16 protein-coding genes are annotated in these 16,175 nt (G+C 39.2%); 9 read left to right on the top strand and 7 right to left on the bottom strand.

All coding sequences use genetic code 11. The features are described 5' to 3' along the window. Positions 1 to 18: 18 nt before the first annotated feature. Entirely contained in the window at positions 19 to 504 is a 486-nt protein-coding gene (locus ACZ427_RS12240) for a GbsR/MarR family transcriptional regulator (RefSeq protein WP_461178834.1), read from the bottom strand. 360 nt (positions 505 to 864) lie between these two features. Here ACZ427_RS12240 and ACZ427_RS12235 point away from each other — a divergent pair, with 360 nt between their 5' ends. The 3 genes from ACZ427_RS12235 to ACZ427_RS12225 all read left to right on the top strand — a co-directional run bounded on the left by ACZ427_RS12235 (position 865) and on the right by ACZ427_RS12225 (position 3,927). Beyond that, positions 865 to 2,064 (top strand): quaternary amine ABC transporter ATP-binding protein, encoded by a 1,200-nt coding sequence (locus ACZ427_RS12235; protein WP_461178833.1) that lies wholly within the window; start codon positions 865 to 867, stop codon positions 2,062 to 2,064. Continuing rightward, entirely contained in the window at positions 2,057 to 2,914 is an 858-nt protein-coding gene (locus tag ACZ427_RS12230; protein WP_461178832.1) for an ABC transporter permease, read from the top strand. Before ACZ427_RS12235 ends, ACZ427_RS12230 begins: the two co-directional genes overlap by 8 nt. Before the next feature lie 68 nt (positions 2,915 to 2,982). After that, on the top strand, positions 2,983 to 3,927 hold the full coding sequence (locus ACZ427_RS12225; RefSeq protein WP_461178831.1) for a glycine betaine ABC transporter substrate-binding protein: 945 nt from the start codon (positions 2,983 to 2,985) through the stop codon (positions 3,925 to 3,927). A gap of 138 nt (positions 3,928 to 4,065) precedes the next feature. On the opposite strand, the gene ACZ427_RS12220 is transcribed toward ACZ427_RS12225, so the two are convergent. From ACZ427_RS12220 to ACZ427_RS12210, 3 genes are all read right to left on the bottom strand, one after another. Beyond that, positions 4,066 to 4,425, bottom strand: coding sequence for a YtxH domain-containing protein (locus ACZ427_RS12220; protein ID WP_461178830.1), 360 nt, complete (start codon positions 4,423 to 4,425; stop codon positions 4,066 to 4,068). A 184-nt stretch (positions 4,426 to 4,609) separates the two neighbouring features. Next, on the bottom strand, positions 4,610 to 5,131 hold the full coding sequence (locus ACZ427_RS12215) for a tryptophan transporter (protein WP_461178829.1): 522 nt from the start codon (positions 5,129 to 5,131) through the stop codon (positions 4,610 to 4,612). Between the two features lie 159 nt (positions 5,132 to 5,290). Further along, positions 5,291 to 5,722: an HIT family protein gene (locus tag ACZ427_RS12210; RefSeq protein ID WP_461178828.1), complete on the bottom strand. Its 432-nt coding sequence runs from the start codon at positions 5,720 to 5,722 to the stop codon at positions 5,291 to 5,293. A gap of 568 nt (positions 5,723 to 6,290) precedes the next feature. Between ACZ427_RS12210 and ACZ427_RS12205 the strand changes: the two genes are divergently transcribed. Both ACZ427_RS12205 and ACZ427_RS12200 read left to right on the top strand, forming a co-directional pair. Then, positions 6,291 to 7,037, top strand: coding sequence for an ABC transporter ATP-binding protein (locus tag ACZ427_RS12205; protein ID WP_461178827.1), 747 nt, complete (start codon positions 6,291 to 6,293; stop codon positions 7,035 to 7,037). Beyond that, positions 7,030 to 8,241, top strand: coding sequence for an ABC transporter permease (locus tag ACZ427_RS12200; protein WP_461178826.1), 1,212 nt, complete (start codon positions 7,030 to 7,032; stop codon positions 8,239 to 8,241). The genes ACZ427_RS12205 and ACZ427_RS12200 overlap by 8 nt, the downstream gene beginning before the upstream one ends. 581 nt (positions 8,242 to 8,822) lie before the next feature. Here the strand turns inward: ACZ427_RS12200 and ACZ427_RS12195 are convergent. Continuing rightward, entirely contained in the window at positions 8,823 to 9,992 is a 1,170-nt protein-coding gene (locus tag ACZ427_RS12195; protein ID WP_461178825.1) for an amidohydrolase, read from the bottom strand. Between the two features lie 275 nt (positions 9,993 to 10,267). After that, entirely contained in the window at positions 10,268 to 10,702 is a 435-nt protein-coding gene (locus tag ACZ427_RS12190) for a ferritin-like domain-containing protein (RefSeq protein ID WP_461178824.1), read from the bottom strand. Between the two features lie 105 nt (positions 10,703 to 10,807). On the opposite strand from ACZ427_RS12190, the gene ACZ427_RS12185 reads away from it, so the two are divergent. The 3 genes from ACZ427_RS12185 to ACZ427_RS12175 all read left to right on the top strand — a co-directional run bounded on the left by ACZ427_RS12185 (position 10,808) and on the right by ACZ427_RS12175 (position 12,486). Continuing rightward, positions 10,808 to 11,449, top strand: coding sequence for a phosphatase PAP2 family protein (locus ACZ427_RS12185; RefSeq protein ID WP_461178823.1), 642 nt, complete (start codon positions 10,808 to 10,810; stop codon positions 11,447 to 11,449). Positions 11,450 to 11,568: 119 nt separating this feature from the next. Next, entirely contained in the window at positions 11,569 to 12,003 is a 435-nt protein-coding gene (locus ACZ427_RS12180; protein WP_461178822.1) for a disulfide oxidoreductase, read from the top strand. A 3-nt stretch (positions 12,004 to 12,006) separates the two neighbouring features. After that, positions 12,007 to 12,486, top strand: a complete 480-nt coding sequence (locus tag ACZ427_RS12175; RefSeq protein ID WP_461178821.1) for a thioredoxin family protein — start codon at positions 12,007 to 12,009, stop codon at positions 12,484 to 12,486. Positions 12,487 to 13,230: 744 nt separating this feature from the next. Here the strand turns inward: ACZ427_RS12175 and ACZ427_RS12170 are convergent. After that, positions 13,231 to 13,728 carry an antibiotic biosynthesis monooxygenase family protein gene (locus ACZ427_RS12170; RefSeq protein WP_461178820.1) on the bottom strand — a complete coding sequence of 166 codons (498 nt, stop codon included), beginning with the start codon at positions 13,726 to 13,728 and terminating at the stop codon, positions 13,231 to 13,233. A gap of 213 nt (positions 13,729 to 13,941) precedes the next feature. On the opposite strand from ACZ427_RS12170, the gene ACZ427_RS12165 reads away from it, so the two are divergent. Continuing rightward, positions 13,942 to 16,113 (top strand): transglycosylase domain-containing protein, encoded by a 2,172-nt coding sequence (locus ACZ427_RS12165; protein WP_461178819.1) that lies wholly within the window; start codon positions 13,942 to 13,944, stop codon positions 16,111 to 16,113. Positions 16,114 to 16,175 lie beyond the last annotated feature (62 nt).

Here is a 16,175-nt window from a genome sequence, read left to right as displayed (position 1 = left end):
TGAAAAATGATGGTTAGGTTATTCCTGCTTCATTTTTCTGAATAACTCCCCAACCTGCGTATGAAATTCAATAATGTTATTCAACTTCATGTCAATCAAATCAAATTCCTCAGATGAACCATTTCTGTTATCTGTTTCAATTTGAACTTTTATTGTATCCAGCGAATCCTTTTGATGATTTGCTGCTTCTACCCATTTACTAATATAGGAATTCATAAATGATTTAAACAGTTGGGTATTTGCCTGGTATAAATCTTTACGTACACCCTTTTTCCATACACGTGTGACGAGATTAATATCCGATAATGTCCGGATGCTTGTACTCATGGAAGTTTTGCTTTTTCCCACAGCCTCACTCATTTCGTCCAAAGTCAATGGTTCATTCGTCAGATATAAATATGCAAATAAACGTGCCTCCACAGGACTTAAATCAAACATTTCAATCGTTTTGGAAAACTCAATAATAATTTTATTTACTGTTTCTTCATTGTTGGGATAAAACATAAAAAGCCTCCTTAACCACTACTATAAAAAGGTTAACTTAATTCTAACGAGATTGAAAATATGATATTAGATAGTATATGAGAGGAAATAGCAGATAAAGAAAGGTATATCTATATAAATTCCATACAGAATAAACTGTATATAAAATATGTACAAAATTAATGAAATCTAACGTTTGAATTATATATTGGTTATGGTATATAGTATGATAGTGGCTAAATAAGTTACGTAACCTATGAAATTCCATTTACGTGATGAACGGGTTTCATATCTTTCTGTATGTAGAAATATTGAGTAAATCGTATTAGTTCTTTACTCACACTGCAGACGGGATTTAGATTTATAGAAGAGGTGAAAAATGTGCCGATTATAGAAGTGAATAACTTAACAAAGGTATTCGGTAAAAATCCTAAAAAAGCTATAAAGCTTTTGGATGAAGGCTTAACAAAGGATGCTATTTTAAAAAAGACTGGGAATACTGTCGGAGTTAATCGTGCTTCGTTTTCCGTAGAAGCAGGAGAAATCTTTGTTATTATGGGACTGTCCGGTAGTGGTAAGTCAACATTAGTTCGTTTGCTTAACCGATTGATTGAACCCACAAATGGTAGCATTTTAGTAGATGGGGAAAACTTAGCTAAAATGGATAAAAAAGCGTTGCGGAAAATACGCAGAGAAAGGATGAGCATGGTTTTCCAAAATTTTGCGTTGTTCCCGCGCCGTAGTATCTTGGCAAATGCTGAATACGGGTTGGAAATTCAAAATGTACCGAAGGAAGAAAGAAAGAAAAAAGCGAAAGATGCCTTGGAAATGGTAGGGCTCGGTGATTATATCAATCAAAACCCCGGTCAGCTTTCAGGTGGAATGCAGCAACGTGTAGGACTTGCCCGTGCTTTAGCTAATGATCCGGAAGTTCTGTTAATGGATGAAGCATTTTCTGCGTTGGATCCACTTATTCGTAAAGAAATGCAGGATGAACTGATTGATTTGCAGTCTTCCATGAAGAGGACCATCATCTTTATAACCCATGATTTAGATGAAGCACTCCGGATTGGTGATCGAATTGCTTTAATGAAAGATGGATCAATTGTACAAGTTGGAACACCAGAGGAAATCCTTGTTAACCCAGCCAACGATTATGTGGAAAAATTCGTTGAAGATGTGGACAGAGCAAAAGTGTTAACAGCTGAACATATTATGAAGCGACCTGAGACCGTTAATATTGAGAAACATGGCCCGCGTGTTGCTTTGGAACGTATGCGGGAAGAAGGGCTTTCAGGTATGTATGTTATTGATGGAAAACGTAATTTAAAAGGTTATATTACAGCAGAGGATGCCTCTGAAGCACAAAAAAAAGAAGTAAGCAATCTGCAGGAAATATTGAAGAATAATATACCAAAAGTAGATAGAGAAACATCGATGAATGATATATTTAATATTATCCACGACTCACCAATCCCGGTTGCTGTTGTTGATGAAGGCAAGCTGGCAGGTATCATTGTACGTGGAGCAGTAATTGCTGCACTTGCTAAAGATGGCGAGGTGAATTTGGAAAATGCTTAACAACATGCTCGATTTTATACCGGAAATACCAGTTGCAGATGCAACAGAGACTGCAACAGATTGGATCACCGATGCGTTTTCATTTTTATTTGATCCAATAAAGGAATATTTTGGTACTTTAATGGAATTTGTATCTGAGGATTTATTAATGGGGATTCCACCCATCATTTTTATGCTTATCGTTGCAATAATTGCATTCTTTATATCAGGGAAGAAGTTCGGGTTAGCAGCTTTTGCTATTGTAGGTCTCTGGTTTATTTATAATCAGGGCTATTGGGAAGATTTAATGAGCACCGTCACGTTAGTATTGCTATCCAGTCTCTTATCCATAATTATTGGAGTACCGATTGGCATTTTAATGTCTAAGAGTAAGATAGCTCAGGCAATATTTACACCGATTCTGGACTTTATGCAGACAATGCCGGCCTTTGTTTATTTAATTCCGGCTGTTGCGTTTTTCGGAATTGGTATGGTTCCAGGTGTGTTCGCATCACTGATTTTTGCTACACCGCCAACCGTACGCTTTACCAATTTAGGTATACGTCAGGTTTCTACAGAATTGGTGGAAGCTTCCGACGCATTTGGTAGTACGGGAGCACAAAAATTATTTAAGGTAGAACTTCCAATGGCGAAAGCAACAATCATGGCAGGTATCAACCAGACTGTTATGCTTGCACTGTCTATGGTTGTTATTGCATCAATGATAGGTGCACCTGGACTTGGAAGTGCGGTTCTATCCTCCTTGCAGCGTGCTCAGGTAGGTACAGGTTTTGTTGCTGGTATTGGCATAGTAATTCTGGCGATTATTATTGATCGTATTACACAGAATATGAATAAAAGTAAAGCATAATCATTGTTGGTATCTTTTCAATTAGAAAAGTTTCCATATATAAAAAAAAGAAAAGGGGAGATATAGTTATGTTTAAACGTAGCTGGAAACAGTTTGGTCTTATTATGGGACTTGCTCTGTTATTAATTCTCGCCGCATGTGGCGGTGGCGGATCTGAAGAAGAGTCTGCTGATAATGGAGAAGAAACAGATAACGGTACATCCGAAGAATCATCAGAAGGCAGTAATGTAGGAGAAGGACAAGAAATTGAATTAGCATATGTGGAATGGGACACCGAAATTGCATCCACAAACGTTGTAGGAAAGGTTTTAGAAGACCTTGGATATGATGTTACAGTAACTCCACTGGATAATGCAGTAATGTGGGAAGCAGTTGCTAGTGGGGAAGCTGATGGTATGGTTGCGGCTTGGATGCCTGGAACGCATGCTGCTCAATTTGAAGAGTATGGCGATCAAATGGTTGATTTAGGTGAAAACTTAGAAGGCGCTAAAATTGGAATGGTTGTACCAGAGTATATGGATGTAAATTCCATTGCAGATTTGAGCGATGAAGCTGGTCAAACGGTTACTGGTATTGAGCCGGGAGCTGGTGTTGTAGCAGCGTCAGAACAAGCGCTTGAAGATTATGATAATCTTTCCGATTGGGAAGTACAAACATCTTCCAGTGGTGCAATGGCTACAGAATTAGGCTCGGCTGTTGAAAATGAAGAAGAAATTGTTGTAACTGGCTGGTCTCCACACTGGAAGTTCCAAGAGTATGATCTTAAATATCTGGAAGATCCAGAAGGGTCATTTGGGGAAGCAGAAGTAATCAAAACAATGGTACGTGAAGGGTTAGAAGAAGACATGCCAGAAGCATACCAAGTACTTGATAACTTCTATTGGGAAACTTCAAGTATGGAAGAAGTAATGGTTGAAATTCAAAATGGTACAGCCCCTGAAGAAGCAGCAGCTACATGGGTTGAAGAGAATCCAGATCTCGTGGCTGAGTGGACAGAAGGCGTAGCAGAATAAAAATGTAAAATAAAAACAGACTATCGAAATATCGATAGTCTGTTTTTTTCAGCAGTTAAGAAAGTATAATACTTCCTTACTGCATGAGTGCGGGCATTAGCCTACCGCCATAAGGGCTTGGCGAAAAGTTCACCGAAATTATTGTGTCTTCACTTTTTCTTCCAAGTCTTTTAAGCTTACTTCTATTTGCTCCAAATATTTCTTAATGTTGTCCTGATGGGGTTCTACTGTTTCTTTCCATTCTGCAACAGATTTTTTCATTTCCTGTGTGAGTTCTCTAACCAGGACTGCGCCTTCTTTGGATGTTTCTGTGATTTGCTTTCTTAGACGTTGACCATCCTGTTTCAGGTTATTAAGTAAGTCTTTCATATCCATACCTTGCTGTTTAACGCGTCCACGGACTTCTCTGCCAGATGAAGGTGTGCTTAATAATGTTGCTGCAGCGCTGACAGTTCCACCAATTACAAGGCCTAAAACTAAAGATTTTCCTTTTGACATGATGCATACGCTCCTTCCAAACATGTATTATTTCTTTTCCTCTTTTGAAGGGATAATCAAACCTGATTTCTATGTAAACTTAGAAAACCCTGACTTCTGTTTTTTTACTTATGGTATTAGTGTTAACCATAGTGGTAAAACTCCCTTGACAAAGCATATGCCAAGGGAGTTTTAGTTCATTGTATTACACGGCTGAAACTGGTTGTGATCTTTTGAAGATCCCTTGTACGATTGGATAGACTACAATCATAATAATCGTATTTACTGCTGCAGCAGGTAATACAACGGTCAGGAATAATGCAAGAAATCCACCTTCCATGAAGCCGATAATAAATAATGCAACACTAAGGAAGATTGAACCACTTACCATGGTACCTATCGCTGTTAATACTGGGGCGGTAATTGTACTTGGAATTTTGTTTTTCAGCAATAAAAACATTCCGAAAAATAAAAGTGCAGTAATCGGTTTATCAATAACATTAGCTATTTGCCCACCTGGAGCGGATGTTGTCAATGCAGAAATGACCCCTGTTGCTATCGATAAAATCAGCACATACTTTGGCTTCGGGAATAACAGAATACCCAAAAACATCATCGATAACAGCATATCTGGTTTAACCCCAAAAAGTATTGGTGGGGCAATAGCGTGCAAAACAGCACCCATCCCTATCAATAGCGATAAAATAACCAAAATTCTTGTATTCATTTGTACCTCTCCTCTACTCAGCTTCTCTAAGCTCTTTGTAATTCCTCAACTGTACATCTATTGTCAGTTGCAGAAACTTATAATTATTATAACAAAAAACAGAGTGAATAAAAAGCACTAAATTTTCAGATTGGTAAAAATTCTCCCGCAGCTGTTTATTTATTTCTCTATTGCAACATTTATTTTCTCAGCAATTTGCTGAAGGTTTTCGGATGTATACGCATCGCTGTGGGCGGTCCAGTTGGTTGAATATCCGTCATCGTCGCCGTAACGGGGGATAAGATGCATATGCAAATGAAATACAGACTGATCGGCGGGTTTTTCATTATTGTTCAATATATTCATGCCGATTGGTTGGTATTCTTTTTTTATAGCGTGAGCGATCTTAGGAACCCTAGCGAAAAGTTCGCTTGCTATTTCCGGTGGTGTTTCATAAATATTTTTAGTGTGGGTCTTTGGGATGACGAGTGTATGCCCTTTTGTTACTTGGCTTATGTCAAGAAATGCATATACATGATCGTCTTCATATACTTTTGCAGAAGGAATTTCACCATCTATTATTTTACAGAAAATACAATCTTCATGACGCATTATACGAACCACTCCTTACGTTTTATTATACACATCATTGTATATTAGCTTTAGGAAAGAATGCAAAAAAAGAGACAGGTTTTATCCGCAAATTACACGGACAAAACCTGCTCATGTGAAGAACGGGGATGCCATTGATCTCTAACGATGGGGACTATCGTAAACATTTTGTTAACTAACTTAACTGTTCGTTTACAAAAGCTTTTTTGTCAGCATCTCATGGTCTGAGATTAAGTCCTGGCAAAAGAGCTTTATTTCATTAGATTACCTTTTGGAAACACCTCATTTACTGTTTAATGCACGAAATTTATATTAGAATATCGATCACTAACACCTCATTTTGTGCTTTTTAGACACGAAATTACATTAGATACTCGATCGCTAACACCTCATTTGTGACTTAAACATAAGGTACATCCCCGTGCTTCAATAACTATTATGTGCCATGAGAAAAAAATTATACGCATATTTATCATTATTTGCCGAATTTCATTGTACAGATTCTTTTGGCATTATATCTAATAAGTGGTAAAATTTTAGCTAAGTGATGAATTAGGAGGAAACTTTCGTGGAACCTTTGTTACATATAGATAACCTGCACGGGGGATATACACATAAAAATGTTCTGAACGGCATTTCGTTTAATGTACACCCGAAAGAAATTGTCGCACTAATTGGCCTTAACGGGGCTGGAAAAAGTACTACAATTAAGCATATCATTGGTCTAATGCATGCGAAAAAAGGCACTGTATCCGTCAATGGCCAAACATTTCAGGAGAATCCTGCGTCCTACCGTAATCAAATGGCCTATATTCCAGAAATGCCAATATTATATGATGAATTAACACTATATGAACATCTCCGGCTAACTGCAATGGCTTATGATATTTCTGAAGCAGTTTTTGAAAAAAGACTACAGCCACTTTTAAAAGAATTCCGTATGGAGAAAAAACTAAACTGGTTTCCTGTTCATTTTTCTAAAGGAATGCGTCAAAAGGTAATGATTATGTGTGCCTTTTTGATTGAACCACCATTATATATTGTGGACGAACCCTTTGTTGGTCTGGATCCTTTGGGAATCCAATCCTATTTACAATTAATGGATGATATGAAGCGTAATGGGTCTGGTGTATTAATGTCTACACATATTTTAGCAACGGCAGAGCGGTATTGTGATCGGTTTGTTATTTTGCATGATGGAATCATCCGCGCGATTGGAACATTGGAGGAGCTCAGGAACGATTTTAGAATGCCTGGTGCTACACTGGATGATTTATATGTGCAATTAACAAAGGAAGAAGATAGCCATGTTTGATTCCCATGAATTTTTTAAACAGCGTTTTTCTGCACATCTAAAAGAGTTAAGCCGTTATTTGCGTTATATTTTTAATGGACATTTGATGATTGCGATGTTTTTTTTAATTTCGGCACTGGCAGTTTATTATCAGCAATGGTTAGCACAGTTGCCGGCAGACTTTCCTACGTCATTCATTATGGGTGCAATCCTTGGGATACTTGTCAGTTACAGTCCTGTTCGAACATTATTAAAGGAACCGGATCTGGTTTTTCTGATCGCTGCGGAAAATAAAATGAATGCCTATTTCAGGGATGCGTTGATATACAGTTTTGTGATTCAATTATATCTGATTCTACTTGCTGTGGCTGCCTTAGGTCCATTATATTTTGAATCCTTCCCTGGGCGATCTGGCAGTATGTATTTGCTGACACTTGCTCTTGTACTTATTTTTAAAGTGTGGAATCTAATCGCTAATTGGTGGATGCTTAAAATCAGGGAGGCAAGTCTCAGGCAAACAGACCTCATTGCCCGCAGCCTGTTAAATGTGGTTATATTCTATTTTATCGTTAATGGTGATATGCTCTTTGCGGGGATTGCGACAGTAATCTTTATTGCAGTATTTTTATATATTTTTAACGTTTCCAAGAAACAGCCGGGAATTGCATGGGATATTCTGGTGGATAAAGACCAGAATCGGATGCATGCCTTTTACCGTATGGCCAATATGTTCGCAGACGTGCCACATTTGAAAAACCGCGTGAAAAAGCGTCAGTGGCTGGTCTCCATCCTGAGTAGGGTACCATTTGCCAGAAATCACACCTTCGATTATCTTTACAGAATTACATTGGTTCGCAGTGGTGATTATTTAGGGATATATCTTCGGCTGATTATTATCGGTGGATTGTTTATTTATTTTATCCCGAATGTCTGGATGAAAATTCTGTTTGCCATTTTATTTTTATATTTAAGCTGTTTCCAGATGATGACATTATACCAGCATCATCGAACAATTATCTGGTTGGATATATATCCCGTCGAGGTTAGCCAACGCCAAAATGCCTTGATGAAATTACTTTTTCAGCTAACCCTGATTCAAACGGTATTATTTTCTCTTCTGTTTCTGGCAGTGCAGGAGTATTTAGGGTTTGTAATTGTTTTAGCAGGCGGTATTCTGTTTACGTATCTGTTTATTAATGGATATGTAAAACGAAAAATTGCATAGTACAAAATGGGAGTTCCACAATCACAATGGAGCTCCCTTTTGTGGCTTTTGACACAAAAAAGAAAAACCATGACTTAACTTTATCGTGGTTTTGCATACTTCCATTCCCTTTGAACTCGAGTGTTATACAATCGCTTCGACAGAATACTTCGCTTTTTAGCGGGCACGGCTTCAGCCTCGGGCCAACAAGATTTTGGTCACATAGGCGTTGCCCTAGGACGGGGCGTTCTTAGCCTATGTTCTTTTGGCTCGCTCTGCGGGGTCTTACGTAAAGTGCTATTCTGAGCAGGAGTCTACGTATTCTCCCTTAAACAGAAAGCTATTCTAAGCTGCTTAAAAAATGTGAGACTCCAATGGGAAAAGGAACAGTCTGAAGACCCCGCAGCGAGCGCTTTTTGCTCGTGAGGAGGCTGAAGCGTTCCCCATGGAAAGCGAGTATTTTTTAAGCAGCGTTGGACTAGCACACATTTTGTAAAGGATGAGAGGAAGTCGCGGTTCGTTTTACGTATTATGAGTTGCAATGAAGTTGACAATTCCAACACGATTGAATCTATTTTTCAAACACTTCGTATCGATGTACGTTAGGAACTCTGGTAAGCAAAATAGGCTCCAATTAATGTTTTTGCGGCGATCGGTAATGCGCGCTCATCAATATCAAACTTCGGATGATGATGGGGATATGGATTACCTTCTTTGTTAGCACCTGTGAAGAAAAATGCGCCTGGCTTTTTCAGTGTATAGTAGGCAAAATCCTCTCCGGCCATTACTGGATTAACCTCTTTGGCTGTATGGATTTCTTCAATTTCTTCTGTGACTTTCAGAACCAAAGCTGCCTCTTGTACGTTGTTAATTAATGGTGGGTATCCTTTATAGTAATCGAAGGTGAAGGAAGCATCATTTGTTATACACACACCTTTGATAATTTTTTCCATTTCCTTGATAATCAGGTCTTGAACATCCGGGTTAAAGTATCGAACAGTACCGATTAACTTTGCCCGGTCAGCTATAATATTAAATGCTTCGCCCGCTTCAAATTTACCGGTGGTTACGACTGCGGTTTCCATTGGATCCAGTCTTCTTGAGACAATTTGTTGTAGCTGGGAAACGATTTCTGAACCGATGAGAATAGCATCCTTTGTTTCATGAGGATACGCACCATGTCCGCCCAGACCTTGAATGTTGATTTCAAAACGGTCCGCACCTGCCATGAATGCATCCTTCGACGTTTCCAAAACACCAAGAGGGATGGTTGCCCATAAATGGGTGCCGAATACTGCATCCACATGATCAATGGCTCCTGAATCAATAATTGGTTTTGCCCCACCCGGCGCATATTCTTCGGCATGCTGGTGCAGAAACTCGATGGTCCCGGGTAATTCATTCTGATATGCCTTCATCACTTTTGCGAGTGTAAGTAGTGTCGATGTGTGCCCGTCATGGCCACATGCATGCATCACACCGGGCACCTTTGATTTATAAGCTACATCTTTTTCATCCTGAATCGGTAAGGCGTCAAAATCTGCCCGTAATGCAACGGTCTTCCCGGGCTTTCCTCCTTTTAATGTTGCAATCACACCATTTCCGCCAACTTTTGTTTTATAGGGGATACCCAATTCTTTATAAAAATCAGCGATATATTTTGCTGTTTCGGTTTCCTTAAAGGAAAGTTCCGGGTATTGATGTAAATATCTTCTCCTTTCAACCATTTCCGGATACAAATTATCTATCATCTTATGTATATCATTTAGCAATGGGAATTCCTCCTGATCATTTTCTGTCTATTATATCATTTTACGGATAGAAAGGAGGGGAATAATTCATGAAAAAAAGGCACCCTGTATGGGTACCTTTTTTTGTAGTTAAGAGGTAGACATTTTGAACAATGTAAGCCACGTCCAGCTCGGGGCGTCTACCCCCTCGAGGTCAAAAACTGCGAACTCCCGCATGAGCTAGAACGCGCATGTCCGAGTTCTTGCTTAAGCTATGCCTTAGGGTGACCAAGGCCCCCCAGCTTTTGTTTCATCAATTAGGACAGTCTCGGATCTGAAAGTAAACGTTCTACTTCTTCTTTATGGTGTGTTTCATCAGCAATTAAATCTTCCAATTTTACTACGAGTTCAATGTAACCAAGTTCTTCCGCTTGTTTTCTGCGGTTTTTATAACGCTCAATTGTATCAGATTCAGATTTGCGTGTTGCTTCCAACAGGTCTTTCACATCTGAAGGTTGTGGTACTTCTGCAGCACTTGTGGTTGGTGTGCCTCCAAGTGATTTTATTTTTTCTGACAAGTATAAGGCATGACCAAGTTCATCATTAATTTCTGACTCAAAAAAAGGTTTTAATGACGAACGGTATAAACCTGAAACAACCGAAGCGCTGTACGTATACTGAATTGCGGCAGCATATTCATGTGCCAAGTCGTCATTTAAACCATCAATTAATTGTTGTAAATCTTTTTCCATTATTAATCCCAACCTTTTCTAAGATTTTAAGTATATATGACTTTACCCTTTAACGTTTTTTTGAAACCTCATTTGGGGTATTATTTAATTGAAGGAGGATATCCCATGTTGAATAAATGGAATTACATCATTCTTTTTCTATTTGTATTACTAGTTATTGTGACCGGTATTTGGATCGTGAAAATAATGACTGGAACGGTTCCGTATATAGATCAATGGACGCGGGGGTTGGTGAGCGAAGTGGATGATTCGTCTATTTATACATTTTTCCGGTGTGTAACGGAATTGGGTTCAAGTACATTCCTGGTTCCATTTACCATAATAATGGCCTTTTTGCTGTGGTGGTTTTTAAAAGACTGGTTACCAGCTCTGATGTTTTCCGGGGGGACCTTGGTGAGTCACCTGTTGAACCAGCTGATAAAGCACTTTGTTGAAAGAGAACGTCCAAGCTTATTGCCTGCAGCCAATGCGGAAGGTTACAGTTTTCCTTCAGGGCATGCAATGATTTCCATGGTTTGCTATGGGTTATTGGCTTTTTTCCTGGTTAAAAAAATATCATCAACCAAAGCAGTCTTTTGGACGCAGTTATTTTTTGCTTTAATCATATTCTTGATTGGCATCAGCCGCTATTTCATTAATGTCCATTATTTGACCGATGTCGTGGGAGGTTTGTTCATCGGATTCCTTCTATTGATTAGCCTTATCGATCTGTATAGAAGAATTCAGCAGTATCGGACAACATCGTAATTACCTTGTTGTTCAAGAAAATGTCACAACAATGTTATTTTATGAAGCGAACACTTTGTTTTTCCTTTATACTATTTGTATAATGTTATTGAGATTTATAGAAGAAGGGGTACAACCTTATGACTAATGCAAAGAGTAAAACTGTTGAAAACCTATTGTTTCTGATTTGGGGTATGGCAGTCATTGCTACTGCCGGAAGTTTATATTATTCGGAAATTATGGGGTATGTTCCATGTGCACTTTGCTGGATACAGCGAATATTCATGTACCCATTGATAATCATATATGGGGTGGCGTTAGTAAAAAGGGATACTTCTATCGCGTTGCCGGGATTGATTTTAAGTGGGATTGGTATGCTTGTATCCATCTACCATTATTTGGTTCAGAACCTGCCAGTATTAAAAGATGCCGGTGAAGGATGCGGTCCCGTGGCATGTAACTTAAAATATGTTGAATATTTTGGTTTCATTACGATTCCGTTTTTGGCAGGAACTGCATTTATTATTATCTTTATTTTGCATCTTATCATTCTTAAACAACAGAAGGAGAAATAGACAATGAGAAATAAAATGTTAATCTTTGGCGGAATTATCGTCCTTTTATTTGTAGGATTGTTTTTCATGACAAACTATCAAAATAATCAGGCTGTCGAAAACAGTGATAATCCCTATGGAGCGAAAGATCTGGATCAGGCTACCATTGATCAATTGGATGATCCGAATTATGGCAATCAAATCATGCCCGATGAGTTAAAAGAGGAAGTAGAGAGCGGGGAACCAACGACCGTATATTTCTATAGTCCAACATGTGTATATTGTCAGGAAACGACTCCAATGCTTGTACCATTAACAGAAGAAATGGATGTTGAGTTGAAGAAATTAAATCTTTTAGAATTTGAAAATCAATGGGCGGAATATCGTATTGAAGCAACACCAACAGTAATTCATTTTGAAAATGGTGAAGAAGTTGATCGGATTACCGGTGCTCATCCTGAAGAAAACTTTCGGTCGTTCTTTAATCAGTATGTATTGAATTAAAAGACCACACTTATGCAGTAAGAAAGTTTTATACTTTGTATGAAAACAACTGTTATTAGAATGGGAAAATTACTCAATATATCCACCTTGAACCAAGATTCTGCCTTTATGGTTGGCTCTTATGGTAAATTTTGTTGCTCCTTAACGTCGCAGTTAATATAAAATGCGACGTAACCTAACAGTGGCTTTCTCTCATCCTTTACAAAATGGGTTCTAGTCCACCGCTTGCTAAAAAAACACTCGCTTTTCACGGGGAACGCTTCAGACTGTTCCTTTCCCGTTGGAGTCTCGCATTTTTTAAGCAGCTTAAAATAGCTTTCTGTTTAAGGGAGAAAACGTCCATGAAAAATAAATTTCATGAGCTTTTTCCTTTCTATAATCAGAACACTACTCTAAGCGTAGGCAGAATACGTAGACTCCTGTGGGAACAGCACGTGTCTGAAGACCCCGGAAGAAGCATTCTTTGCTTCTGAGGAGGCTGAGGCCGTGCCCACGGAAAGCGAAGTATTCTGCCGAAGCGATTGTGATAGCACTCAGGTTCAAAAGAAATGGAAGAAGCGAAATCACGATAAAGTTATGTCGTACTTTATATCTTTTATGTCAGGGCAATAAATCTTTTAGATGGCAGCCTTCTAGTTATATTAGCTGTTTTCATTATAGATGGTGGCGGCATGCGCTTAGCCGCCATGCTGGTTTCTTAACTGCCTAAAAAAGCTAACTAGCCAGATACTAGTTAGCTTTTTTTTATTCCTCCGGTTCCACCATGTGATATGTTGTAATGAAAGGTCTGTCTGCGAAATAGGCTGGTGGCTTTGTTCCCTGTCCCTCGTGGGCTTTTTTAAATTGTTCTGAGTTCTTCCAGTTTTCGAAGTCTTCCACGGAGCGCCATTGTGTGAATACGACATACGTATTGCCTTTGGCGGGCCGTAGAAAACGGAAAGCCTGGAAACCTGGCATTTGATCTACTGCATTTCTCCGCTTTTTGAAGCCGTCCTCAAAGGCAGGTCTCCCATCATCTGTGACAGGAATGTTATTCATTACGACATATCCTTCTTCCTGGACATCACCATTATTAATAATCACTTCATATTCTTTGCCAGACGCAAATATATTTTTGGCCTCATTTTCATAATAAGCCAGTGTGCCGGAGCTGCTATTCATCAGATAAAAATTAATTCCTGGATGCTGCTCCTTAAGCTTTTCTAAAAAATCCTGCGTGCCGATTGTCATATAAGCTTTCATTCTGTTATCTCCTTTCTCACTGCATAAATTCAGGCTCACTCTTTTGAAAAACCCAGTTTTAAATATTATTTACTTCCATAGTACCCTACCTGATAAGGTGGTAGTCAAGTCAAATCAATTTAAAATAATTATTAACTAATATGAGGTATTAATACTTTTCGATTGTAGAAAATTGTCGTATAATAGAATAGGTAAATGTGTAGAGGTGAACAAATGTTTAAAAAATATCAGCAGGATGAAGTAAATCCACGTTCCTTTGCGTACAGAATAAAACTGACGGCAATTGTCATTGGAATGATACTCCTATTGGGAATCCTGGGCTATGCTGCCATATTATTTGGCGGTAAGCTTGTCGTTAATGAAGCGGACTTGATTTTGGATGCCACAACAACTATTGAGACAACGGATGGGGAAATAATCGGGGAGTTATATAATGAAAACCGGAACCCGGTACCGCTTGAAGAAGTGCCGAAGCATGTCCACAATGCATTTATAGCCATTGAGGACAGGCGTTTCTATGAGCATAAAGGTATTGATCTTAAATCGGTTGTCCGTGCGGTTTACCGAAATATTCTTGCCATGGGAAAAGTGGAGGGTGGAAGTACGATTACCCAGCAACTGGCAAAAAACCTATTTTTATATAATGATAAGACATGGACACGTAAAGCAAAGGAAGCAATGGCAGCAGTTTATTTGGAAACGAGATTAGCGAAAGAGGAAATTTTGGAACTTTATATAAATGAGATTTATTTTGGAGATGGTATATATGGAATCGAAAAAGCCTCCAATTATTTCTTTTCAAAAAATGTCAGTGATTTAACGGTAGCAGAGGGAGCAATGCTGGCTGGACTTGCGAAGGCTCCAAATGGCTACTCGCCAATCAACCATCCGGAAAAGGCATTGGATCGAAGAAATACGGTTCTAAGGTCAATGGAAAGTACCGGTGTGATTTCGACAGAGGAGCGGGTCCAGGAAGAAGGAAAAACACTAGGCCTAAACATTGAGGAAAGAGAAACAAATCCATGGGTTGACAGCTATATTGACCTTGTTATGAAAGAAGCAGCTCAGGAGCATCAACTCTCAATTAATGAACTGAAACGAGGGGGTTATCGAATTGTTGTAAACATGGACGAAGATGCACAAAAGATTGCCTATCAACAATTTCAAAACGAGGCATATTTTCCAGGAAGTACAGCCGGAGCAGAAGGTGCTTTTGTAATGATGGAGCAGGACACAGGTAAGACTATCGCTGCAATTGGCGGGAGGGATTATCAGCTTGGAGATCTTAATCGCGTTACGGTAACAAGACAGCCTGGCTCGATTATGAAACCAATCGCGGTATATGGACCTGCAATGATGCAATCTGAAAAGTACTCACCATATGCGGTAATCCCGGATCAGCAGATGGATGAATATACAGTATCTAATGTTGATGGGCAATTTGCCGGAGCTGTCACAATGTTTGACGCTATAAAAAATTCCAAAAATACTTCAGCTGTATGGATGCTTGACCAAATCGGGGTTGATTATTCAAAGGATTACCTGGAAAAAATGAGTATTGATATAGAGGATGATGGATTGGAAATTGCTTTAGGTGGATTGACAGAGGGGATAGCCCCGTTGGATTTGATGGAGAGTTATGGCACGTTTGACCGCGGTGGTGCGTTTATTGACTCCTATACGATTGATCAGATTTTTGACCAGGATAGTGAATTAATTTATCAGTCCAGCCCGCAAGTAGAAGAGGTCTTCAGTTCCCAGGTAGCGTGGAATATGACGGAAATGCTGCAGGCTACCGTGGAAAGCGGGACAGCTGCATCTGGTGAATATCCAAAGGCATTGGCTGGAAAAACGGGATCTACTCAGCATCCTTTAGCGGAAGGGGAAGTAAAGGATGCCTGGTTTGTAGGCTATACGCCAAATTATACGATGGCCACGTGGATGGGCTATGACGTATCAGATGAAGATCATTATCTAAAAGAAGGTAGTGCGTATCCAACGAGTTTAACTAAGGCAATACTGACAGAAATGGATAAAACCGAGCCGCTTCCGGAACAGTTTACAAAGCCCGATGGTGTAGAAAAACTGCCGGAACCTATTAAATTGCCGCAAATAACGTCATTGGAAGGGAGTTTAACGTTTGGAGGTATTTCACTGGTTAAAGGAAAACTGTCATGGCAGGGGACGGATGATAATCGTATTGTGTACAGGGTTTATCGCGAGAAAGAGGGGATAGATGAGCGGGTTGGAGAAGTGGAAGGGGAGACAGAGTTTGAAATAGGCACAACGGATCTCTTTCAATCCCATCGTTATTATGTTGTACCGTATGATCCTTTAACAAAGCTTGAAGGGGAGAAGTCGAATACAGTACGATTAACCGGGTAATTTAGACAAATTCATGACAATCAGCTGGATTTTCTATACAGTCGAGAAATAAAGCTATATAG

It is taken from the genome of Virgibacillus ainsalahensis (genome assembly GCF_055380755.1).
This window is presented reverse-complemented; position numbering and strand designations above follow the sequence as displayed.